The 22,159-nt window shown below is 40.7% G+C and carries 15 protein-coding genes; 7 read left to right on the top strand and 8 right to left on the bottom strand.

All coding sequences use genetic code 11. The annotated features are described in order from the left end of the window. Positions 1-3 precede the first annotated feature (3 nt). The 3 genes from lpxC to purC all read right to left on the bottom strand — a co-directional run bounded on the left by lpxC (position 4) and on the right by purC (position 4,153). Entirely contained in the window at positions 4-852 is an 849-nt protein-coding gene (gene lpxC / locus NG743_RS03550) for a UDP-3-O-acyl-N-acetylglucosamine deacetylase (RefSeq protein WP_257121529.1), read from the bottom strand. Positions 853-1,018: 166 nt separating this feature from the next. Next, positions 1,019-3,358 (bottom strand): BamA/TamA family outer membrane protein, encoded by a 2,340-nt coding sequence (locus NG743_RS03545; protein WP_257121528.1) that lies wholly within the window; start codon positions 3,356-3,358, stop codon positions 1,019-1,021. Between the two features lie 51 nt (positions 3,359-3,409). Beyond that, on the bottom strand, positions 3,410-4,153 hold the full coding sequence (purC, locus tag NG743_RS03540; protein ID WP_027404831.1) for a phosphoribosylaminoimidazolesuccinocarboxamide synthase: 744 nt from the start codon (positions 4,151-4,153) through the stop codon (positions 3,410-3,412). A 200-nt stretch (positions 4,154-4,353) separates the two neighbouring features. On the opposite strand from purC, the gene metH reads away from it, so the two are divergent. From metH to NG743_RS03525, 3 genes are all read left to right on the top strand, one after another. After that, entirely contained in the window at positions 4,354-7,896 is a 3,543-nt protein-coding gene (gene metH, locus NG743_RS03535; protein WP_257121527.1) for a methionine synthase, read from the top strand. Between the two features lie 260 nt (positions 7,897-8,156). After that, complete coding sequence (locus NG743_RS03530) at positions 8,157-8,795, top strand: transaldolase family protein (RefSeq protein ID WP_027404834.1); 639 nt, start codon at positions 8,157-8,159, stop codon at positions 8,793-8,795. Positions 8,796-8,925: 130 nt separating this feature from the next. Beyond that, positions 8,926-9,180: a hypothetical protein gene (locus NG743_RS03525; RefSeq protein WP_257121526.1), complete on the top strand. Its 255-nt coding sequence runs from the start codon at positions 8,926-8,928 to the stop codon at positions 9,178-9,180. A 590-nt stretch (positions 9,181-9,770) separates the two neighbouring features. On the opposite strand, the gene NG743_RS03520 is transcribed toward NG743_RS03525, so the two are convergent. Next, on the bottom strand, positions 9,771-10,484 hold the full coding sequence (locus NG743_RS03520; RefSeq protein ID WP_027404836.1) for a rubrerythrin family protein: 714 nt from the start codon (positions 10,482-10,484) through the stop codon (positions 9,771-9,773). A gap of 163 nt (positions 10,485-10,647) precedes the next feature. On the opposite strand from NG743_RS03520, the gene NG743_RS03515 reads away from it, so the two are divergent. After that, entirely contained in the window at positions 10,648-12,033 is a 1,386-nt protein-coding gene (locus NG743_RS03515; RefSeq protein WP_027404837.1) for an aldehyde dehydrogenase, read from the top strand. Positions 12,034-12,451: 418 nt separating this feature from the next. Here the strand turns inward: NG743_RS03515 and rpmF are convergent, their stop codons facing one another. Continuing rightward, positions 12,452-12,628, bottom strand: a complete 177-nt coding sequence (gene rpmF / locus NG743_RS03510; RefSeq protein ID WP_027404838.1) for a 50S ribosomal protein L32 — start codon at positions 12,626-12,628, stop codon at positions 12,452-12,454. A 234-nt stretch (positions 12,629-12,862) separates the two neighbouring features. Then, on the bottom strand, positions 12,863-13,309 hold the full coding sequence (locus NG743_RS03505; protein WP_027404839.1) for a hypothetical protein: 447 nt from the start codon (positions 13,307-13,309) through the stop codon (positions 12,863-12,865). A gap of 287 nt (positions 13,310-13,596) precedes the next feature. Between NG743_RS03505 and NG743_RS03500 the strand changes: the two genes are divergently transcribed. Continuing rightward, entirely contained in the window at positions 13,597-15,444 is a 1,848-nt protein-coding gene (locus NG743_RS03500) for a caspase family protein (protein WP_257122115.1), read from the top strand. Positions 15,445-15,508: 64 nt separating this feature from the next. Here NG743_RS03500 and NG743_RS03495 read toward each other — a convergent pair whose 3' ends face one another. After that, positions 15,509-15,886: a Mo-dependent nitrogenase C-terminal domain-containing protein gene (locus tag NG743_RS03495; RefSeq protein WP_027404841.1), complete on the bottom strand. Its 378-nt coding sequence runs from the start codon at positions 15,884-15,886 to the stop codon at positions 15,509-15,511. 1,693 nt (positions 15,887-17,579) lie between these two features. Between NG743_RS03495 and NG743_RS03490 the strand changes: the two genes are divergently transcribed. Next, positions 17,580-18,626: a PstS family phosphate ABC transporter substrate-binding protein gene (locus NG743_RS03490; protein WP_257121525.1), complete on the top strand. Its 1,047-nt coding sequence runs from the start codon at positions 17,580-17,582 to the stop codon at positions 18,624-18,626. Between the two features lie 593 nt (positions 18,627-19,219). Further along, entirely contained in the window at positions 19,220-19,834 is a 615-nt protein-coding gene (locus NG743_RS03485) for an FkbM family methyltransferase (RefSeq protein WP_051424460.1), read from the top strand. A gap of 485 nt (positions 19,835-20,319) precedes the next feature. On the opposite strand, the gene NG743_RS03480 is transcribed toward NG743_RS03485, so the two are convergent. Beyond that, positions 20,320-22,086 carry a ribonuclease J gene (locus NG743_RS03480; protein ID WP_027404845.1) on the bottom strand — a complete coding sequence of 589 codons (1,767 nt, stop codon included), beginning with the start codon at positions 22,084-22,086 and terminating at the stop codon, positions 20,320-20,322. Between the last annotated feature and the right edge of the window lie 73 nt (positions 22,087-22,159).

Here is a 22,159-nt window from a genome sequence, read left to right as displayed (position 1 = left end):
ATTTTAGAACAACTCTAAAATTTTTCGTGCTAGTTGAATATGTAAATTATGACTAGCTTTGTACGCCAAAAAGTGAGCAACAGGGAAAGTTCCCAGTAAACTTAGATCTCCTACTAGATCCAAAATTTTATGACGGACTGGTTCATTTGCAAATCGTAATGGGGGATTTAGCCAACCTTGAACCCCACAAACCAGAGCATTATCCAAACTCCCACCTTTAATTAATCCCGACCTTTGCAGATATTCAATTTGATCCTGTAACCCAAAAGTCCGTGCTGGTGCAATTTCCACCGCAAAATCCGCAGCAGACTTTTCCAAACAGGTCATTAATAACCAACTGTGCCATTGATTACCAATTGCCGCCAAATTAAAATCTATCCCATAGCTAAATCGAGTTTCCGGTGCAGGTAGAGCGCAAACAAAAGCATCACCTTCATAAATCCAAATCGGTTCAGTAATCACAACAGGTGCGGGTAAATTATTCGCCATTTGGGCTACTATTCCCACCTCAGCAATTCTTTCACACCAAATCCGCGCCGAACCATCTAAAAGTGGCACTTCCGGTCCATCAATTTCAATTCTGGCGTTATCCACCCCCATAGCCGCCAAAGCTGCCAGTAAATGCTCCACAGTGCGAACACAGACCTCATCCTTACCCAATTGAGTAGAAAGCACAGTCTTACTCACAGCCGCAACCTGAGCAGGAATCATAGGTGAATTTGGTAAATCTACCCGCACAAAAAAGCGGTTACTTCCCGGTAGCGCAGGTAATATTCTCACCTGAGTATTGACACCACTATGCAAACCCACACCAGTCTCAATAATTTCCCCGCCTAACGTATATTGTTGCATTCCCCAACAATCCCCATATTGTAGTTACTATTGCTTATTATTAAGGCACAGGAGTCAGAAGGTAGGGGCGCAGGGCCTGCGCCCAAAAAAGATTCAGAAGTCAAGAGTAAAATTCTTAGCCACCGACAACCGACAACTGACAACTGACAACCGACAACTGACCAATTTAAAATCTTTCTCCAATCCCAAAATTGATCCGACTATCACCTTCATCAGTGACACCATAATCTATACGAATTGGTCCAAGTGGAGATTGCACCCGCAAACCTACACCATAGCCATAGCCATTACCATTTTTCTTTAACAATTGTGCAGATTGGGTACTACTTCCCAAATCGCTACCATAATCAAAAAATAGTGCGCCACTGACCACAGAGAACACAGGGAAGCGATATTCAACCGCAGCTTGGATATACTTACTACCCGTACCTAATCTGCCTTCGTCATAACCCCGAACCGAGTTACTACCACCCAGAGTAAAGGCTTCATAGGGAGGCACATCCCCAAATATAGTTCCGCCTTGGAGGTTAAATGCTAAAGTTTGCGGTTTTTTGCTAAAGCTAATCAATTTAATTGGTAGATACTGACTATAGTTACCTCGTAACCTAGTCATAAAAATACTACCTGAACCTATAGGTACAGATTGATCAACTCCAAAGCTGAGGAAAGAACCTTTTGTGGGTTGTAAGGCATTATTGCGGAGATCCCTTTGTGCGCCCAGCTTGAATAGTAATAAATCATCTTCCCCAGAAGACGAGAGGGTGAGGGGAATTTTACCACTGATGATTTTACCATTATCATCAAATATTGCCCCTTCCTTCCTTAAATTGCCGTCAGCATCACGACCAGAAACCCGTTGATACTGTAGTCCCGCAGAAGCCAGCCACTCGGAATTTTTGAAAGGATTGGCAGAAAGGGGACGAGTAAAGGTAACACCACCACCTAACCGGGTAATCCGAGGGCGATCTTGTTGATTTGTATCCGTAATATTATCAGGATTAAAGGTTTCAATGTTATTATCTTTGCCTTCAAAAATCAGAGAAATAGAACGACGACGGAAAATATTGGCTGTATATGAAGTTCGATAAAGATCACCACCAATCCAAGGATCAGTAAAGCGGAGGTCAAATAGTAGTTCTCGTTCTCCTAACTGTACCTCTGTCCCTAATTTTTGGTTTCTTCCTCCCAAGTTTTGCTGCTGATAGCTGACAGTTCCAAATAGACCACTGGCAGAACTGATACCCGCCCCGGCAGCAATAGAACCGCTGGTACGTTCAGTGACATTGACTAGGACATTTACTTTGCTGGGGTCAGTACCAGGGGCAAGGGATATAGGTTCAGTATCTGGTGGTTCAAACAATCCTAATCCATATACCCGTGCTAAGTCTCTCTGCACTGTATTGCGATTGAATACCGTTCCTGGCTTTAATTCTAATTCTCGCGTCACAACATAATCCTTTGTCCGTCCCCGAATTGGGTTGCCTTTGTCGTCTACGTCCTCACCATCTTTGTTACGGAATCGGACTTTCACGCTTTCTACAACCCCTTCAGCGACTTGGAGGGTAACAACTCCATTGTCTGAGACTTTGGGTGCGCCAATTAAGTTGGCTAGTACATAACCTTGATCTTGATAGCGCTTAGTTAATTGCTTGATGCCTTCACTTAATTCCCGCAAGTTGAGAATTTTGCCATATTGATTACTAAATATTTCGTTGGCTGTCCCAGCAGGAAGGACAGAGGCTACAGCCGTGCCAGGATTTGCTTCTAACTCTACTTTAGAGAGGACGGGATTGGGAGTAACAATAAAACTGACTCGCACACCAAGAGGGGTATCTTCTGGAAATGCTTGGACGTTGGAGAAAAACCCAGTTCTAAAAATTGCACTAATATCTTCTTGGAGTTGGGAACGGGTTGTTGTTTGTCCAGCTTGGGTACGAATTACTTTATAAACTTCGGTTTCTAGTTCGGGGGTGATTTGTCCTGTTTCTGATTTAATTGCTACCTCTGACACCAGTACACGGGCTTCCGTTGCTTCTGGACTAGATTCAGCCGCAGGAGGTTGGGTCGGGGGAGTTACTGTGGGTTGTGGTGTAACTTCAGATTCCGTCTTGATTGTTGAGGGAGTTGAGTTTTTTTGAGTAGGTGTAGCCGCAGGGGGTTGAGTAGTACCTGGTTGGGGGACTTGTGCGGTAATGGGAACTATTGTGGTTTTTGGCACAATAACAGATGCTTTGTTTACTGCTGCCGAATTGGCTGTGATCACTTTGACAATGGGCGAAAATTGGTTAGATTCTTTTTCTCCAACTAAGGCATGGGATGTCAGATTTTCACTAGCATCACTTTTAACAGGATGCTGCTTTTCTGGCTGGTTTGTTTCTGCTGTCAAAACTTCTGTGGTCTGTGGGTGACTATCAGTAGCTTGGGCGTTTGCTTTGACAGAAATTGCTAAAGGGACTGTAATGGCTACCATAGCCATTAATCCGGGTGTTAAATGTTTTTTAATCATATTTCTCTTCACTACCACACACCATTATTTGTTAATCACTGGAAAAATTACTTACTCGGTTTTATAACTTTCTACCACTTTTAATACTCTCTGTAAAACCTCCTGATAGGCATTTTCTACGTTTCCTAAGTCACGACGAAAACGGTCTTTATCCATAACTCGACGGTTAGTATCGGTTTCAGCTATGTCCCATAAACGACAGGTATCAGGACTAATTTCGTCAGCTAATAATACTTGCTGTTGGGAATCTACGCCAAATTCAAGTTTGAAGTCCACTAAGGTAATTTGACACTTTTCCCAAAACTGTTGCAGAAATTCGTTGATTTTCAAGGCAAGATGGCTAATTTGAGCAACTTGTTCCGGTGTGGCTAATTCTAGAAGAAATAGGCGATCGCTTGTCAGTAGAGGATCACCTAGACTATCATCTTTATAATAGAATTCCACCAAAGGCTGTGATAAAACAGTTCCCAGTGCTAACCCAGTTTGCTGACACAGGCTACCAGCCGCAATATTTCTGACCACCACTTCTAAGGGGATAATTTTTACAGCCTTGACTCTCATCAAATTGGGGGCTGGACTATCAATAAAATGAGTTTTAATCCCCTGCATTGCCAATTGTTGGAATAGTTGACTAGAAATACTACAGTTAATCATGCCCTTGTTTTCAATGCTGCCTCGTTTTTGAGCATTAAAGGCTGTAGCATCATCTTTAAAATCAGCCAACAAAATCTCTGGATCATCTGTAGCGTAAAGAATTTTAGCTTTGCCTTCGTAAAGTTTAGAATTAACAGACATGGTAGTAGATACTGTTTTCGGTAATGGACTGCTGAAATCTGAAAGTTTCACTATTTTATCTTTGGTTAATCAATTGTGGTTCTTGAGTAAGATCACATCACTGGATAATACGCAACAATTGAAGCTAGACTACCTCAGTTTGTAAACGGATAATAAATTAAGTCTAGTATTACAAAAATAACTTTATTCTTTCACACCATATGACCCATCCTTTTCTCAAACACCTCTATAGTCCAGAACGTCCCGTTATCGTCTTTGACGGCGCAATGGGAACCAACCTGCAAACCCAAAACCTTACCGCTGAAGATTTTGGAGGCGCACAATATGAAGGTTGTAACGAGTATTTAGTTCACAGCAAACCCGAAGCCGTCGCCAAAGTTCACCGTGATTTCCTCGCCGCTGGCGCTGATGTCATTGAAACTGATACCTTTGGCTCTATGTCCATCGTTCTCGCCGAATACGACCTAGCAGACCAAGCTTACTATCTCACGAAAAAAGCCGCCGAACTTGCCAAAAGTGTAGCTGCGGAATTTTCCACTCCCGAAAAGCCCCGATTTGTAGCTGGTTCTATTGGTCCAACAACTAAACTCCCAACTTTGGGACATATTGACTTCGACACCATGAAAGCCTCTTTTGCGGAACAAGCAGAAGCCTTATTTGATGGTGGTGTGGATTTATTCCTTGTGGAAACCTGCCAAGACGTACTGCAAATTAAAGCCGCACTGAATGGAATTGAGGAAGTTTTTGCCAAAAAAGGGGAAAGACGAGCCTTAATGGTCTCTGTAACTATGGAAAGCATGGGAACAATGCTGGTAGGGACAGAAATCAACGCCGTAGTTACTATTCTCGAATCTTATCCCATTGATATTCTTGGCTTAAATTGTGCCACAGGTCCCGACTTGATGAAACCACACATCAAGTATTTATCAGAACATTCCCCATTCGTAGTTTCCTGTATTCCCAATGCTGGTTTACCGGAAAACGTCGGCGGTCAAGCACATTACAAACTTACGCCCGTAGAATTACGCATGGCGTTAATGCACTTTATCGAAGATTTAGGTGTCCAAGTGATTGGGGGTTGCTGTGGGACACGACCAGCACATATTCAACAATTGGCGGAAATTGCTAAAGAGTTAAAACCAAAAGTTAGACAACCAAGTTTAGAACCAGCAGCCGCATCAATTTATACTACTCAACCTTACGAGCAAGAGAATTCTTTCTTGATTGTGGGTGAACGTCTCAACGCCAGTGGTTCTAAAAAATGCCGTGACTTACTCAACGCTGAAGACTGGGATGGTTTAGTCTCAATGGCACGGAATCAGGTGAAAGAAGGCGCACATATCCTGGATGTGAACGTTGATTATGTGGGACGTGACGGCGTGCGGGATATGCACGAGTTAGTTTCTCGTATCGTCAATAATGTGACATTACCATTAATGCTCGATTCCACCGAATGGGAAAAAATGGAAGCCGGGTTAAAGGTAGCTGGTGGTAAGTGTTTACTCAATTCTACCAACTACGAAGATGGCGAACCACGATTTTTGAAAGTCCTAGAATTGGCGAAAAAGTACGGTGCTGGTGTGATTATTGGCACAATTGATGAAGATGGTATGGCGCGGACAGCAGAGAAAAAATTTCAAATTGCCCAACGGGCTTACCGTCAAGCCGTAGAATATGGGATTGCGCCGACAGAAATATTCTTTGATACATTAGCCCTCCCTATTTCTACAGGGATTGAAGAAGATCGGGAAAATGGCAAAGCCACAATAGAATCCATTCGCCGCATTCGCCAAGAATTGCCGGGATGTCATGTCATGTTAGGTGTTTCCAATATCTCCTTTGGCTTAAATCCCGCCTCGCGCATGGTCTTAAACTCGATGTTTTTGCATGAAGCCATGCAGGCGGGCATGGATGCAGCAATTGTCAGCGCGAATAAAATTTTACCCCTGGCTAAAATCGAACCTCAACATCAAGAAGTTTGTCGGCAATTAATTTATGATGAACGCAAATTTGATGGTAATGTCTGCGTTTATGATCCTTTGGGAGAATTAACCACAATTTTTGCCGGAGTCAAAACCAAACGCAATACAGGAATTGATGCCAGTTTACCAATTGAAGAACGTTTGAAACGGCATATTATTGACGGTGAACGCATTGGTTTAGAAACCCAATTAACAAAAGCTTTAGAACAATATCCTCCCTTACAAATCATCAATACTTTCTTATTAGACGGAATGAAAGTTGTCGGTGAATTGTTCGGTTCTGGACAAATGCAATTACCTTTTGTCTTACAATCTGCCGAAACCATGAAAACTGCGGTTGCTTATTTAGAACCGTTTATGGAAAAGTCGGAATCTGGCAATAATGCCAAGGGAACTTTTGTGATTGCCACTGTCAAAGGTGATGTTCACGATATTGGTAAAAACCTTGTAGATATCATTTTATCTAATAATGGTTACAAGGTAATTAACCTGGGAATTAAGCAATCTGTAGAAAACATTATTCAAGCTTACGAACAGTATCAACCTGATTGTATTGCCATGAGTGGATTGTTAGTAAAATCTACCGCTTTCATGAAAGAGAATTTACAAACTTTTAATGAAAAGGGAATTACTGTGCCAGTAATTTTAGGTGGTGCAGCTTTAACTCCTAAATTTGTAAATCAAGATTGCCAAGGTACTTACAAGGGTAAGGTTGTCTATGGTAAAGATGCCTTTTCTGATTTACATTTCATGGATAAGTTAATGCCCGCAAAAACAGCAGGTAATTGGGATAATTTCCAGGGATTTTTGGATGAAGTTCCCGAAAATGGACATCAATCTGTTGAGGCAAAGGGCAGGCAAGATGCCCACTCCACAAAGGAGAATGCTGATATTAAAAAGGAGGTTGATACTCGGCGTTCTCAGGTTGTAGCTGTAGATATTGAACGTCCACAACCACCTTTTTGGGGAACGCAGTTTTTACAACCTGATGATATTTCTTTGGAGGAATTATTCTGGTATTTGGATTTGCAAGCTTTGGTCGCTGGACAATGGCAATTTCGTAAACCCAAGGAACAATCTAAGGAGGAATATCAGGGGTTTTTAGCCCAGCAGGTTTACCCAGTTTTAGAAGAATGGAAACAGCGAATTATTGAGGAGAATTTATTACATCCTCAAGTGATTTATGGCTATTTTCCTTGTCAATCTGAGGGGAATAGTTTATTGATTTATGAAACGAACCACAGAGGCGCAGAGGGCGCAGAGGTAAGAGCTAGTTTTGAGTTTCCGCGTCAGAGGTCTTTGAATAGGTTATGTATTGCGGATTTCTTTGCACCCAAAGAATCGGGAATTATTGATGTTTTCCCCATGCAAGCGGTGACTGTGGGGGAAATAGCAACGGAGTTTGCCCAAAAGCTATTTGCGAATAATCAATACACTGATTATCTGTATTTTCATGGTATGGCTGTCCAGGTTGCGGAAGCTTTGGCAGAATGGACTCACGCTAGAATCCGCCGGGAGCTAGGTTTTGGTGATTCTGAACCGGACAATATTCGGGATATGTTGGCGCAGCGTTATCAAGGTTCTCGGTATAGTTTCGGCTATCCAGCTTGTCCGAATATTCAAGATCAGTTTAAGCAGTTGGAGTTGTTGGGGGTTGATAGGATGAAGATGCACATGGATGAAAGTGAGCAATTGTATCCTGAACAGTCGACAACGGCGATTATTACCTATCACCCTGCGGCTAAGTATTTCACGGCTTAATCTATCCCTCAGAATACAATTCTGGGACTAAGTAGTGAGACAGAATTAATTACACAATGTTATTGCGTAAGCGTTGCGTGGCGTTAGCCATAGGGAACTAAGTGAAATGAAGCAATCGCCAGGGTTGTGATTGCTTCCCTTCCCTCGCAATGACTGTAAATATTTTTGTCCAATTACTTATGTCCGTTGGGCAATAGCAGATTAGAAAACATTGTTGAGGTGCTGTAAAGTAATCCAGGTAGGCATTTATCAGGATGATCATGGCGCTTTATTTAGATTCAGCTATTGCCGCAGAAGCCGAAATTGTTAAACATTGGGGTTGGGTGAAAGGTATTACCACCAACCCCACATTATTAGCGCAAGCTAACACCCCACCGGCAACCACCCTCAAAACCTTAGTTTCCTTAACTTCCGGTCCTGTATACTACCAACTCCTAGCTTCAGATCAGGAGAAAATGATCGCCGAAGGGAGAAAAGCCTTTGAAATTATTGGTTCTCAAACCATCTTGAAAATTCCCGCTACACCGCTAGGATTTGAGGTGGTAGCTACCCTTTCTTCGGAAATTACCTGTTCCGTCACTGGTATTTACAGCCCCGCACAAGCCGCTGTAGCCAGGGAAGCGGGGGCAAAAATTGCGATCGCCTATGTGAATCGGGCAGAACGCTTGCTAGGAGACGGTATTGCCTTAGTCCGCGATATGTCCAGTATCCTCAAAGGCAGTGATGTGGAAATTTTAGCAGCTAGTATCAAGTCACCAGCGGAAGCAGCCGCATCTCTCCAAGCCGGTGCAAATCATCTCACCCTACCCTTAACAATGTTGCAAGCGATCGCTACCCATGAATTTTCCCATCAAACCGTGATTGATTTTGCGGCTGGAGGAATTGGTTTAACAGTTTAACTTGATCTCACCTCAATCCTATATAGATAAGACTGTTAGTGAATCAATGCAGGGTTTCACCCCTCATCCTGAAACCCTGCATTTTGCATAATTAGAATACTTAAAAATCGGGTTTATAGTCATAGATACAATGCCTTTAAAGCCGGTGAAATCAAGCTATGTCAAGGATGATGGGTGTGACCCCCTATTAATTATTCTCGAAAAATGCAGGTTAAAAACTGTTGGAGATGAACAAATAAAAAAAATAAAAATAAATGCCAAATTGGCAACCACGATGAAATTATCCAGGCTAAATTATATTAGACAAGCAAAAAACAAGAGGGTTGTTAAAAAGCTGAATCAATTAACAAAAGACTCTTGTAGCGGTTGTCTAAAAAATAAATAGAATTAGTATTTGCTGCATAGGAATACCTGCTAAGTATAGACGTTATCGTTAACCTGCAAATTACCCCCCTAATTAGCGGTTCTCGTCTATATGAATAAAGTTCCTAATCGCTTCAGCAGCAAATGGTAGAGTGGGAGAGAAAGGCGCTTGGTAATGCCTCCTCCCACTCTCTTTTTTTTGGGTACTTTTTACCGATTTCTTAAGAATTAAGTAGGTTGGCGTTGAAAATTGTCGTTATAAGTAATTGGACAAAAATATTTACAGTCATTGCGAGCGAAGGGAAGCAATCACAACCCTTGGAATTGCTTCATTTCACTTAGGAACTTCCAATTAAAAAAATACCCAAAAATTTCTTGTGCTGCGGGACGAATTGCCCGCTAATCATCAAGGACGGGCAGGATGCCCATCCCACAAAATTGGGTAATTTATTTTTTGGTGTTCCCTAAATTCACGCCAGACAACAAGCCAGTTTTACCCCTGATTTCTGGCATACAGTACCCACTAGATAACTCCCTCTTCTATATTTTATACATTACTAGAGAAGAGGGAGCATCAATAGATGATGGGGAATTTACTTAGATTGATTTTTGTTAAGCGGCAACTTTTTCCTCAAGGGGTTTAAAAGTTTTCTTGGTTGCACCGCAAATAGGACAATGCCAATCTTCAGGAATATCTGCAAATGCTGTACCTGGTAAAATTCCTGAATCTGGATCACCTGTTACAGGATCATAAATCATGCTGCATTGTCTACAGATCCATTTTTGAGTTTGCGGATTTTCACTAGCAACTCTAGTTACAGCGTCTCCACCGTTCAAGACTTCTAAGGCTTCAGTATAGCGATCTGCGTGATAATTTTCAATGAATTTAAGCAACCCAAATCGGTGGGCGGCAGCACGAAATGTGTTAGCGTGATCACTAGATTCTTGAGCTTGTTGGAGAAATTCTGTTACTGCGGGATGATCTCGATCATGTTCAGCCGCAGCAGCGAATTCAGGATACATGGTTGTGTATTCATAGGTTTCACCTGCGATCGCTAAACATAAACAACGAGAGATGATTTCCCGTTTTTGTTCATCAGTTAAAGCTGTTGCATCTTGAACAACAAGTTCTGGATGTAATAATTCAAAATGTGCAAAAGCGTGTTCGGTTTCTTGATCTGCTGTTTCCTTAAAGAGTTTTGCTAAATCGGAAAACCCTAGTTTACGTGCAACGGCTGCAAAAAATAGGTATTTACGATTAGCCATTGATTCCCCACCAAAGGCTGATTCTAAATTTTGTAGTGTAGTAAAGTTGGATAAATCCATAATTTGCGAATCTCGATGAGAGGTTGTTGCCTAATATTAAAACACATTCGTAAGAATTCAGAAGTTCATAACGAAGCATGAAGGATGAAGAACATTTTTCTTCTATCTTCCCCGGTCTCTGTTGCCTGAATCCTTACACACATTCTTTAAGATTTAATTAACAATGATTACTAACGAATTACCAAAACACGCTGAGATTATTGCTAAACAACGGCAGTTTTTCCAAAGTAGTAAAACGAAAGATGTTACTTTTCGGATTGCCCAACTCAAAGTCCTTAAACAGTTAGTAATTGAGAATAAAGCAGCAATTATTCAGGCATTAAAAGCTGATTTAAATAAACCAGAATTTGAGAGTTATGCTACGGAAATCGGTGTTAATAAAGAAATTGATTATGCCATCAAACATATCAATACTTGGACAAAACCCAAAAAAGCAGCCGTTCCTTTAGATTTATTTCCATACTCGGCTAAAATATGTCCAGAACCCTTAGGAGTAGTTTTAATTATTGGACCTTGGAATTATCCATTTCAGTTAATTATCTCACCTTTGGTTGGGGCGATCGCTGCGGGAAATTGTACTATTATTAAACCTTCAGAACTCGCACCGCGGACTTCGGATTTAATTACAAAACTTATTCATAAATACTTTTCTCCAGAATATATTACAGTTGTCCCTGGTGCAGTGGAAACGAGTCAAAAGTTACTAGCAGAAAAATTTGATCACATCTTTTTTACTGGTGGTACAGCCATTGGTAAAATAGTTATGGAAGCTGCTGCCAAACATCTCACTCCGGTAACTTTGGAATTGGGTGGAAAAAGTCCTTGCATCATTGATACGGACATTAATCTAGAACATACCGTCAAACGCATTATTTGGGGTAAATTTATTAATGCTGGACAAACTTGTATTGCCCCGGATTATTTGTTGGTAGATACGAAAATTAAACCAAATTTAGTCAATGCTTTGCAGAAATGTCTGCAAGAATTTTATGGGGAAAATCCAGCTAACAGTGCCGATTATGCCAGAATTATTCATCAAAAACATTTTGACAGATTAGCAAATTTACTCAAGTGTGGTGAAGTGATTATGGGGGGAGAAACTAAACCTGAAGAACTTTATATTGCCCCCACGCTTCTGGAAAATGTTTCTTTAACAGATCCGGTAATGCAAGAGGAGATTTTTGGACCGATTTTACCAATTATTGAATATACAGATATCAATGAAGCTATTACTTTAATTAACTCTAGACCAAAACCCCTGGCTTTATATTTATTTTCCCAAAACAAAAACCTGCAAAAACGGATTTTACAGGAAACATCATCTGGGGGAGTATGTATTAATGACACAGTAATGCAGGTTGCTGTTTCTTCTTTACCATTTGGGGGTGTGGGTGATAGTGGGATGGGTAGCTATCACGGTAAAGCTGGTTTTGATACCTTTTCCCATTACAAAAGTGTCTTACAAAACTCATTTCCTTTGGATATAAATTGGCGATACGCACCCTATCTAGGTAAATTATCGCTGTTGAAAAAAATTATTGGTATTTAATAAAAATTCAGTAGGGGCGCAGGGCCTGCGCCCAGTCACTCATACGCCCAGGAGTCAGTCGAACGGCTTAATTATTTGATCCTCCATGTAGGGATCTAGCACTGCTCATTGGTGTCAACTTAAGCTCAAATCCCTACCACATCTATTTCCTAGTCTCTGACTAGGAATGCGGTTGATGAGGCTCTGCCTCTAATATCATTGAAGGCAGAGCCTTCTAGAATTCATTCCCAGTCAGAGACTGGGAATGAGATGACTTGAGTTCTTTGCGGGATAGAGGTTTTACGTTAAGTTGACACCATTAAGCACTGCTAAACCCTTACGCATTGGGGTTTTCAGTAATCTTGTAAAAATTCAAATCTCAGCCGTCACGAGTATAAATTTATTCTAACTCCTGAATTGGAGACTACTGAATTTTTCTCTAAGATTCTTCTGTTTCTTCTGCCTCAATTGCTGGATAGACGAAGTTAGAACGACCACTTAAAATGGATTTACCAAGGGAGATAGCTTTTTGCGCTTCAACAGCAGCTTTGTGTCTCCAGGTGGCGCGGCGTTTATCTCGTTTAGATTTTGATGTTTTCTTCTTAGGAACAGCCATGACAGCGGTATATCGTGATTCTTGACAACCTTCCTATTGTAAGCGATTAATTGACTTTTGACCGGGAATTTTGGATTTTAGAGTTTAGATTTTAGATTAAACAAGTTGGCATGGGTTCCCGTTCCTTGAGAACGGAAAAGTCTTAAATCCCAAATCCCAAATTTTCCAACTCTACACGTGGAGTCAATCCAAAATCGAGTGACTTGGGCAAAAGCGGTACGGGAGTATGTCACTCTACTGATCAATTAACAGTAATAAGCGGGCTGTTTTAAAATAAGTTGTCCAATTTTGGGGATCTGGCAGTTTTTGCCATTGAGGGCGACTGACTTCTAATGATAAGATTGGTGCGATCGCTCCCCGATTTTGTGCTGAAATAATAACAGATACTTCTGTCACCAAAATATCTTGGTCAAAGCTCCGTTGAGTTGCGGCTCTAGCGGTAAATTCTGCCCTTCGTAGCACGGTTTCGTAGCTTTCCTCTGGTAAACGGTCTATCAGCAAATCTACTCTAGCTGTGTAAGCTTGGACAGTCTGCGGAGCGATCGCTTCTGTCGTTAACCATAAAGGAACTGCTAATAACAGCCAGACTCCACTATGAATAATCTGGATTTTTTTGCCAACTTGGCTAATAATTGAAAAGGGGATCACTGAAAATGATTGTATTGCATCAATCCTGAACATAATCTTCTATCTCCTAAATGACAGGTCATGGAAATCGAGTGCGAGTATTTTACGATTATTTATGTTGTATCCACCTAATTTCAGCAATAGGTGAAAATTCATTAAACTATAGCAACGGACAAGGTGCAAAAGGACATTAATTGGCAATGAACCGCTGTCTACAAGAGGGTTTTACTCGGTGACTCGGTGACTCCTGCTATATAAGAAATAAGTTAGCTTTGTGCTTAACACTCCGTGCTAACGGCAATTTTCAGCAAACAACAAACAAACAACTGACTCATAGCGGGATGGTAAATTACTGGGCGATCGCCATCGGCATTGATCAATATCAATTCTTTCAACCTCTCAGTTGCGCTCAAGCCGATGCTGAGGCAATTAAGGATTTTTTGGTAACACAAGCAGGGTTTCTCCCCGAAAAATGCCTGTTAATGACAAATACCTCGCCCCCCATAGGAGAACAATCCTCCTATCCAACAAAAGAAAATATCCTCTTGTTGCTAGAAGAATTAGCAGCCACACTTTGGCAGCCAGGGGACTACCTATGGTTGTTCTTTAGCGGCTATGGGGTTAACCACAAAGAACAAGATTATTTAATGCCAGTCGCCGGCAATCCCGATCAAGTTCCCGAAACTGGTATAGAAGTGCGATCGCTCATGCAGAGTCTACAGGTTAGCGGACTCAACATCTTACTCATCTTGGATATTAACCGCGCTTTTGGGACTCAAGCAGATGCCCCCGTAGGACAAGAAATTATCGAATTAGCCCAAGAACTACAAATGGGCGCAATTATTTCCTGTCAACCCGAGGAATTTGCCCATGAAAGCACGGAATTAGGTCATGGTTTTTTCACAGCAGCATTATTAGAAGCTTTAGGTTCTGGACAAGGATACAACTTTGCTGATTTAGCTGCCTATGTAAGTTATCTTACCCCCAAACTTTGTCAACACCACTGGCGACCAGTCCAAAACCCCATGACTGTCATTCCCTCTCCAGAGCCAGCTATTTTACCCACGTTGACACTAGATGAAAACTCAGAAGCACTAATTTTCCCAGCCGAAAGTTTTGCTATCACCCGCACCGCACCCCCCATAGAAAATAGCACCTTTAGCAGCATAAACAGGGCTTGGTGGACAGAAAATGCCTCAGTCGAGACCACTTTAAGCCCCACAACAACCGAGGCAAATTTAGTCCCCCCACTCATATCAAAGTCACTTGTTAGCAACAATCACACCTTAACAACTTCCCCACAATCCCCGCCCAGTGGCAGATTTATTCCCGCTCTTACCACAGCCAATACCTATACTTCCCTGCGATCTGAACCACCAATTTGGCAACAATTTATCATCTGGGGTGGTGGTACTATGGTGATAGTAGGGCTAATCGCTACATTTTTACTCCGTAATCACGAGAGTTTTCGGTTTAAAAATTTCTCAAAAACAGTATCTAGTAATCAGACTAGCAAACTGCAATTTCCCCAAATATTTAAAACTTCTCAAAATCCTAGTAAGGCCCAAATTAGTGCCAATACAGACTCTAAAAAACGCAATCAAGCGATTTTAGAGCTAGAAAAAATGTTGCTTGTCCCCACACAACCGAATCATTTAAGCATTGCGATCGCTAAAGCCCAGAGAATTCCCCCGGATGCACCACTATACGCCAAATCCCAGGAAAATATTCAGGTCTGGTGCCAAATGATTTTGGCATTAGCACAGGCACAAGCTCAACAAAAAAAATATCCAGCCGCCATCACAATTGCCAAGTTAATCACCACAAAAGATCCGCTTTATTCCCAATCTCAAACAGTCATTCAAAAATGGCAACTAGAAGCCAAGCAATACGTAAGTAATAAAACTCTCTTAGATGCAGCTAAAAATTTAATTATTCCTGAACAAGCATCAACCTATAATCGCGCCATCGAAGTTGCTAAAAAAATCCAAAAAGGACAACCTGGATTTGAAATTGCCCAAACATTAATTAATGAATGGAGTGAGAAAATTTTAGATTTAGCCAAAATCCGTGCCACTCAAGGAGATTTTCAAGCTGCTGTCGCCACCGCCGCATTAGTTCCACAAGTAACAATTGCCTACGAAGATGCTCAGGATGCTATCCAAAAGTGGCAACAGCAAAAGAATTAGTCAGTTGTCATTGGTCATTGGTCATTGGTCAAACTATTACCCATTACCCATTACCCATTACCCATTAGCAATACTGAGAAATGTCTTCGCCACAGGTATCAGCTAGATAGCACATTGCTTTAAATCGCAAACCTACTACTTCTTCGTATAAAGGATTAAGTTTACACATTGGCGGAATATGAAACAGTGTTTTACCAAATACTTTGACATCACGCTCAAATGGACACTGAGCCGGAATGTATTTACAGAGACGATGAGCTAATAGGCGATCGCGCACCTGAATATTATCCAACCAATTACGCAAAGGACGTAAAAAGTCCCAAGCCGGCTGGGCTGCAACATGGTGTAACGGAGTCATATTAGCTTCACTAGCGTCTACTGGATGTAGAGAAATCCAACTTGCTAGAAAAATGTTTTTGTTAGTATTTTTAGATACATTCATGGTAATTCCTCTTTTGTTGTGAGGGTATTCACCTCATTGATGAATATGTAATATGACAAGAACCTAAACCGAAAAACAGGATTATTACAGAAATTCTGTAAAAAGTCTAATTAACTGCTTCCTATGGTTGAATTTATTATGTTAATAAGTCACTCTGACCATAATTTCCCAAAAAGCAATACTGCGTTCATTCAATTTCATTAGCAACTTGGCACAGTTAAAATTTTAGTGAAGACATCTGCCTTTGGGTGTGATTTCTGTTAACTGCAACAAAACTTATTATAGCAATAATTATCAATAAATAGGATCAGGAAAAATACTCTCAAACAGCAAACTTTAGACAGTAATTTTTGCTAAATTTGCCATTTACAGCGCATTATCTTTAACCTAACCAGGTTTAGCTCTCAGTTACATCCCGTACCTATGGATAAACCGTACCACTATTGCCTTAGTCGGTGCTGCTGTGTTGATAGCTTTGGGTGTCCTGAATTTGCAGGAAGCGTGGTATTCCATAGATGCCAACATCATCGTATTTTTGTATTGTATTTTTGTTAAGTATGATGGTGATTAACGCCAACCTATCCTATGTCGGCTTTTTCCACAAAGCACCGACATCACTACTGAGATGTAACCGTAGTCCTCTAAGCTTATTGATAGTTATCACTTTCGGCTCTGGTACCTTCTTTGCTTTCTCAATGACACCATATACCTAACTTTTACACCCCTCACTTTAAGTCTAACTCTATCTTTAGGCTTAAATCCCATTCCCTAGAACTTTTGCGTATTCTTGCTACAGAGACAGTAAATTAAAGAATAACACTTTTATAATTACTTACTAAGTAGGTGAACACAATAAAACCAAACTGTGTAAAGAAACGTAAAATCGCCCAAACCCTCTTCACTCTTGCCTCTTGCCTGGTTACTGAGCGAAGTCGAAGTATTGTCTTTTGCCTTGCCATAACGACAATTTTCAACGCCAACCTACTTAGTATCTAAACTCCAGTCAATATCGGTACTTTGATATCTATCTTTAGATGGATTGACATTGATCTTAGTTTTTGCGTGCTTCAACTTTATACCATTTTAAAGAATTTTTTCTGAAATTGGCTGTTTTTGCTGTTGCTTTTATTTGGGAATGTGATTATTATTCAAAAACGAATCATACTTCTTTAGGGGATGTTTAAAAAGGTTAGTTATTTTTTTACATAAGCCTACAACCCAGTTATGCTATCACTTCCAAAATTGTTATTAACGAAATTTACTTAACTTCGTTAAATTCGCACATACTGAATTACTGATCTGATAAGATAAGTAGTGAGACAGAATTAATTACACAATGTCATTGCGTTAGCGCAGCGTGGCGTTAGCCATATGAAACGAAGTGAAATCAAGCAATCGCCAGGGTTGTGATTGCTTCCCTTCCCTCGCAATGACTGTAAATATTTTTGTCCAATTACTTGTAACTTGGAAACAACGAAACAACGTTATCCCATTGGAGAATGTTTTAAAAGTTTTATTCCGTAATTTTCATCATATTTTTACCCCCCTTTCCCCTTATGAAGGGGGAAAAAAGAAAAACCAGTTCCCTCCCCTTCACAAGGGGAGGGTTAGGGAGGGGTAGAACATTTGATACACCAATCATGACTTTTCAAACACCCTCTTAGTAAAATTAGCATCTACCAAAACCAGCGCCATGAAAATTGTCACCAAAAATCTTTTACAACCAATATTTTCTCTAACTTTCCTTGTAGGACTCTCCGCACTGGTATCATCATGTCAACCGTCCCAACCAAATGAGACAACAGCAGCTATTAAAATTGATGGTTCAGACACTGTTTACCCTATTACCCAAGAAGTCAGCAATGATTATAACTTCCAGAAAAATAATGGTAAATCACCTTCAGTAAAAGCAATTGAACTTAATTCTTCAGGTACTAGTAGCGGGTTTAAAAAGTTTTGTTTGGGAGAGACAGATATTAACAATGCTTCTCGACCAATTCATACTCACGAAATAAAGAAATGTACTCAAAATAACGTGACATTCCTTGAATTACCCATTGGTTTTGATGCAATAACAATAGTAGTTAACTCTGAAAATAATTGGGCGCAGGATATAACTTTGGCAGAACTCAAAAAAATCTGGGAACCATCAGCCGAAGGTAAAATTACTACATGGAATCAGATTCGTTCCACTTGGCCGAATAAACCCTTAAACCTTTTTGGTCCTGATAAAGATTCAGGCACTTTTGACTATTTTACAGAAATTGCCGTAGGACAAGAAGGGACTATTCGTAAGGACTATAAAGCTGATAAAAATTACAAAATCATAGAGAGCAAAGTTAGCAGTGATATCAACGCCTTAGCTTTCATTCCCTACAGCTATTACAACTCTAGCAAAGATACATTGAAAGCCCTATCTGTAGATAGCGGTACTGGTGCAGTGATGCCTTCGCGGACAAGTGTGAAATGGGGAAAATACCGACCACTTTCTCGTCCACTGTTTATATATGTCAGCTATAAATCTCTTCGGCAAAAACCAGATATGAGAGAATTTTTAGAATTATACATGGATAAAGCACCTGAGTTTGTCAGTGCTATTGGGGATGTACCCTTAACAGATCACGCTTACAAATTAAATAAGATCCATTTTAACAAAGGTAAAGTCGGCACTGTTTTTGAGGGTAAATCTCAATTTAATTTAAGTCTAGAACAGGTCTTGCAAAAACAAGCTAAGTTCTAAGGAATTTGACCCTCTCCGCGTCTTTAGATGCGAAGCTCCCAACACTACCGCGTTCCTCTTGTGGCTTCAACTCCTACAGCATTAATTTGGGGATGCCCGCCCCTATTTTTCGCCAGATAAAATTAAAAAAGATAGATTTGTTACTGTCAGATGATAGAATAGAACATCAATATTTGTATTCCGTATAAGTAATTGGACAAAAATATTTACAGTCATTGCGAGGGAAGGGAAGCAATCACAACCCTTGGAATTGCTTCATTTCACTTCGTTCCATATGGCTAACGCCACGCTGCGCTAACGCCATGACATTGTGTAATTAATTCTGTCTCACTACTTAAGGGAACACCAAAAAATAAATTACCCAATTTCGTGGGATGGGCATCCTTGCCCGTCCTTGATGATTAGCGGGCAATTCGTCCCGCACCACAAGAAATTTTTGGGTATTTTTTTAGTTGGAAGTCCCTAAGTTCAATTTCGTCACAATAATGGAGATTCGTACAATGAATTGGCATAAGTTTAGATACAATATCAGACGGATGTTTCATAAATATAACTATGACCTTGTCAGGCATCCAATAGCTGATCTAGCCTTTATGTCATACGGAATCAATAAAGTTTTTGATGTTGGTGCTAATGTAGGTCAGTATGCTGAACGGCAAATATCACTAGGCTATACAGGTCAAATCATATCATTTGAACCGATTTCATCAGTTTTTACTAAGCTAGAAAAAAATGCCCGTAGTTATACTAAGTGGAAAGTTTTAAACTGTGGACTTGGCAATTACGATGGAGAGGCTGTAATTAACATTTCTAAAAGTTCTGTATTCAGTTCGCTTTTGAAACCAACTCCATTTCTCAGTCAAATGTATCCTAATTCAGTATCTACAGTCCAAGAGAAAATTAAGATACATAAATTTGATTCACTTTTTAACGAATATTATCAACCGGGAGATAAAGTTTTTCTAAAAATTGATACAGAAGGTTACGAAAAAGATGTTTTAGCAGGTGCAATAAACTCACTTGAATATATATCAGGACTTCAATTAGAGCTATCTTTTAAGGAGCATTATCAAGGTGAATTATTATTTATGAATATGGTTAATTTTTTATTAGAAAAAGGATTTACATTGGTAGCATTAACGCCCCTTTATCATAATTTAAAAAGTGGCAATATATTAAAAGCCGACGGTATATTTTGGCGTTTATAATCCCATAGCATTGATTGACTGTCTTGTTAAGTAGGTTGGTGTTGAAAATTGTCCTTATGGCAAGGCAAGAGGCAAGAGTGAAGAAGGTTTGGGCGATTTTACGTTCCTTTACACAGTTTGGTTTTAAGTAGTGAGACAGAATTAATTACACAATGTCATTGGGAATGGAACGAAGTAAAATGAAGCAATCGCCGGCGTTGCTGAATTGAGGTATGAAATTCCCAAATTGAACCTTTAAAACTCAAACCTCAGTGCGTCTACTCTTCGAGATCACGAAGCGTGATTGCGCCTTTGCGTGAGACTAAAATTCATACCCTTAATCAGCAACGCCCAATCGCCAGGGTTGTGATTGCTTCCCTTCGCTCGCAATGACTGTAAATATTTTTGTCCAATTACTTATTGTGTTCACCTACTTAACTCTCAAAAAAGACGCAAAGATGCTGAATAACACCTTTGCGCCTCTGCGCCTCTGCGTGAGCTAACTATTAAGAAGCCACCGCAGTAGAACGAGTACGTCGTCTTCTACCATCAGAAACCTTCACAGCAGGTTCTTCAGGAACTTGCATCAACAACGTCAAAGAAGGTTGACATTGCAACTCTCTCCGCATAGAACGCGCCAACTCACGCTCTAAGGTTTCCTGCAATCCACCCCAATCTGTATCAGCGGGTTGTCCTTCTACGGGAGAAAACTCTGTCCAGCGAACGCTGAGAATTTCTTCAATGCGTTGTTGTACCCATTTTTGTAAGAGCGATCGCTCGATGCTTGTCACAACACCCTGCATATGAATTTCCGTTTTTGCCATTAGCTTACCACTCCAATCAATAGCAGCAGCAATAGTCACAGTCCCTTCAGAAGCCATGCGTTGGCGTTCTTGCAACACCTTAGAACTCACCATACCAGAACTAGAAGTATCCACCAATTCAATCCCCGCTGGGACTTTTCCAGCAACACGGATAGAATCTTCCGTTAACTCGATGACATCCCCATTTTGGATAATCACCATATTTTCTGCTGGAATCCCCATACTTTGAGCAGTTTCCGAATGCTTCACCAACATCCGATGTTCACCGTGAAATGGCACAAAGAACTTAGGACGAGTTAAAGCAATCATCAGCTTTTGTTCTTCTTGACAGCCGTGGCCAGAAACGTGAATCCCTTTATCCCGTCCATAGACCACTTTTGCCCCCTGAATCATCAATTTATCAATGGTGTTCACCACAGCAATTGTGTTACCAGGAATGGGGTTAGCGGAGAAGAGAACCGTATCTCCTTGGCGAATTTTGATATGGGGATGTTCTTTATTGGCAATTCTTGTCATCGCCGCCATTGTTTCACCCTGAGAGCCAGTGGTTAAAATCAGCACTCTCTCATCTGGCATACCCCGAACCGTATGCAATGGTTGAAATAGGCTATCTTCACACTTGATATAACCTAAATTCCGAGCATGGGCGATTAAATTCAGCATGGAACGCCCAACGATTGTCACCACACGATTATGTTTTCTTGCTAGTTGCAAAATCATGTTGATGCGATGGACGCTAGAAGAAAAGGTGGTGACAAATAAACGTCCAGTAGCGTGAGAAAATTCTCGGTCAAGGTTAGGAAAAACAGCCCGTTCGGAAGGTGTAAATCCTGGCAATTCTGCATTGGTAGAATCACTCAGTAGGCAAAGTACGCCTTTTTCACCATGTTCTGCCAGACGTTGTAAATCGAACTTTTCACCATCTACAGGAGTATGATCAATTTTAAAATCTCCTGTGTGGATAACTACGCCCAATGGTGTATGAATAGCAACGGTAAAGCTATCAGCAATGGAATGGGTGTTACGGATATATTCGACAAAGAAATGTTTACCAATTCTCACCACATCACGGGGGAGGACTGTTCTTAGTTCTGTGCGATCGCGTACCCCTGCTTCTTCTAGTTTACCCTCTAGCATTGCCATTGCTAGTCTAGGTCCATGAATCACCGGAATATCAAATTGCTTCAAGTGAAAGGCAATTCCCCCGATATGGTCTTCGTGACCATGAGTAACGATCATGCCCTTAATCTTGTGGCGATTTTCTCGTAGATAAGTTGTATCTGGCAATACAATATTTACCCCGTGCATGGCTTCTGTGGGAAAGGCTAATCCTGCATCTAACAGGATAATTTCGTCCTCATACTCAAAAACGCAAGTATTTTTACCTATTTCGTGTAACCCGCCCAAAGGAATGATTTTCAGAGCGAGATTAGATTCGTTTTTAGACATTTTCTCCTGGAGATTTTGTTAGTTGTGAATCAGTTGATAGTTCGGTTTCTTGTATGAAAGAAAAGACCAAATT

This window comes from Dolichospermum heterosporum TAC447 (assembly GCF_024584745.1).
In the GTDB taxonomy this organism is placed as follows: Bacteria; Cyanobacteriota; Cyanobacteriia; order Cyanobacteriales; family Nostocaceae; genus Dolichospermum; species Dolichospermum heterosporum.
The sequence above is the reverse complement of the archived record's forward strand: the minus strand, read 5'-3'. Positions and strand labels throughout refer to the sequence as shown.

What these genes read in the sequence shown, in the direction of transcription:
- lpxC (WP_257121529.1), bottom strand. Translation starts at nt 852, where the DNA reads ATGCAACAATATACGTTAGGCGGGGAAATTATTGAGACTGGTGTGGGT.
- NG743_RS03545 (WP_257121528.1), bottom strand. Translation starts at nt 3,358, where the DNA reads ATGATTAAAAAACATTTAACACCCGGATTAATGGCTATGGTAGCCATT.
- purC (WP_027404831.1), bottom strand. Translation starts at nt 4,153, where the DNA reads ATGTCTGTTAATTCTAAACTTTACGAAGGCAAAGCTAAAATTCTTTAC.
- metH (WP_257121527.1), top strand. Translation starts at nt 4,354, where the DNA reads ATGACCCATCCTTTTCTCAAACACCTCTATAGTCCAGAACGTCCCGTT.
- NG743_RS03530 (WP_027404834.1), top strand. Translation starts at nt 8,157, where the DNA reads ATGGCGCTTTATTTAGATTCAGCTATTGCCGCAGAAGCCGAAATTGTT.
- NG743_RS03525 (WP_257121526.1), top strand. Translation starts at nt 8,926, where the DNA reads ATGCCTTTAAAGCCGGTGAAATCAAGCTATGTCAAGGATGATGGGTGT.
- NG743_RS03520 (WP_027404836.1), bottom strand. Translation starts at nt 10,484, where the DNA reads ATGGATTTATCCAACTTTACTACACTACAAAATTTAGAATCAGCCTTT.
- NG743_RS03515 (WP_027404837.1), top strand. Translation starts at nt 10,648, where the DNA reads ATGATTACTAACGAATTACCAAAACACGCTGAGATTATTGCTAAACAA.
- rpmF (WP_027404838.1), bottom strand. Translation starts at nt 12,628, where the DNA reads ATGGCTGTTCCTAAGAAGAAAACATCAAAATCTAAACGAGATAAACGC.
- NG743_RS03505 (WP_027404839.1), bottom strand. Translation starts at nt 13,309, where the DNA reads ATGTTCAGGATTGATGCAATACAATCATTTTCAGTGATCCCCTTTTCA.
- NG743_RS03500 (WP_257122115.1), top strand. Translation starts at nt 13,597, where the DNA reads ATGGTAAATTACTGGGCGATCGCCATCGGCATTGATCAATATCAATTC.
- NG743_RS03495 (WP_027404841.1), bottom strand. Translation starts at nt 15,886, where the DNA reads ATGAATGTATCTAAAAATACTAACAAAAACATTTTTCTAGCAAGTTGG.
- NG743_RS03490 (WP_257121525.1), top strand. Translation starts at nt 17,580, where the DNA reads ATGAAAATTGTCACCAAAAATCTTTTACAACCAATATTTTCTCTAACT.
- NG743_RS03485 (WP_051424460.1), top strand. Translation starts at nt 19,220, where the DNA reads ATGTCATACGGAATCAATAAAGTTTTTGATGTTGGTGCTAATGTAGGT.
- NG743_RS03480 (WP_027404845.1), bottom strand. Translation starts at nt 22,086, where the DNA reads ATGTCTAAAAACGAATCTAATCTCGCTCTGAAAATCATTCCTTTGGGC.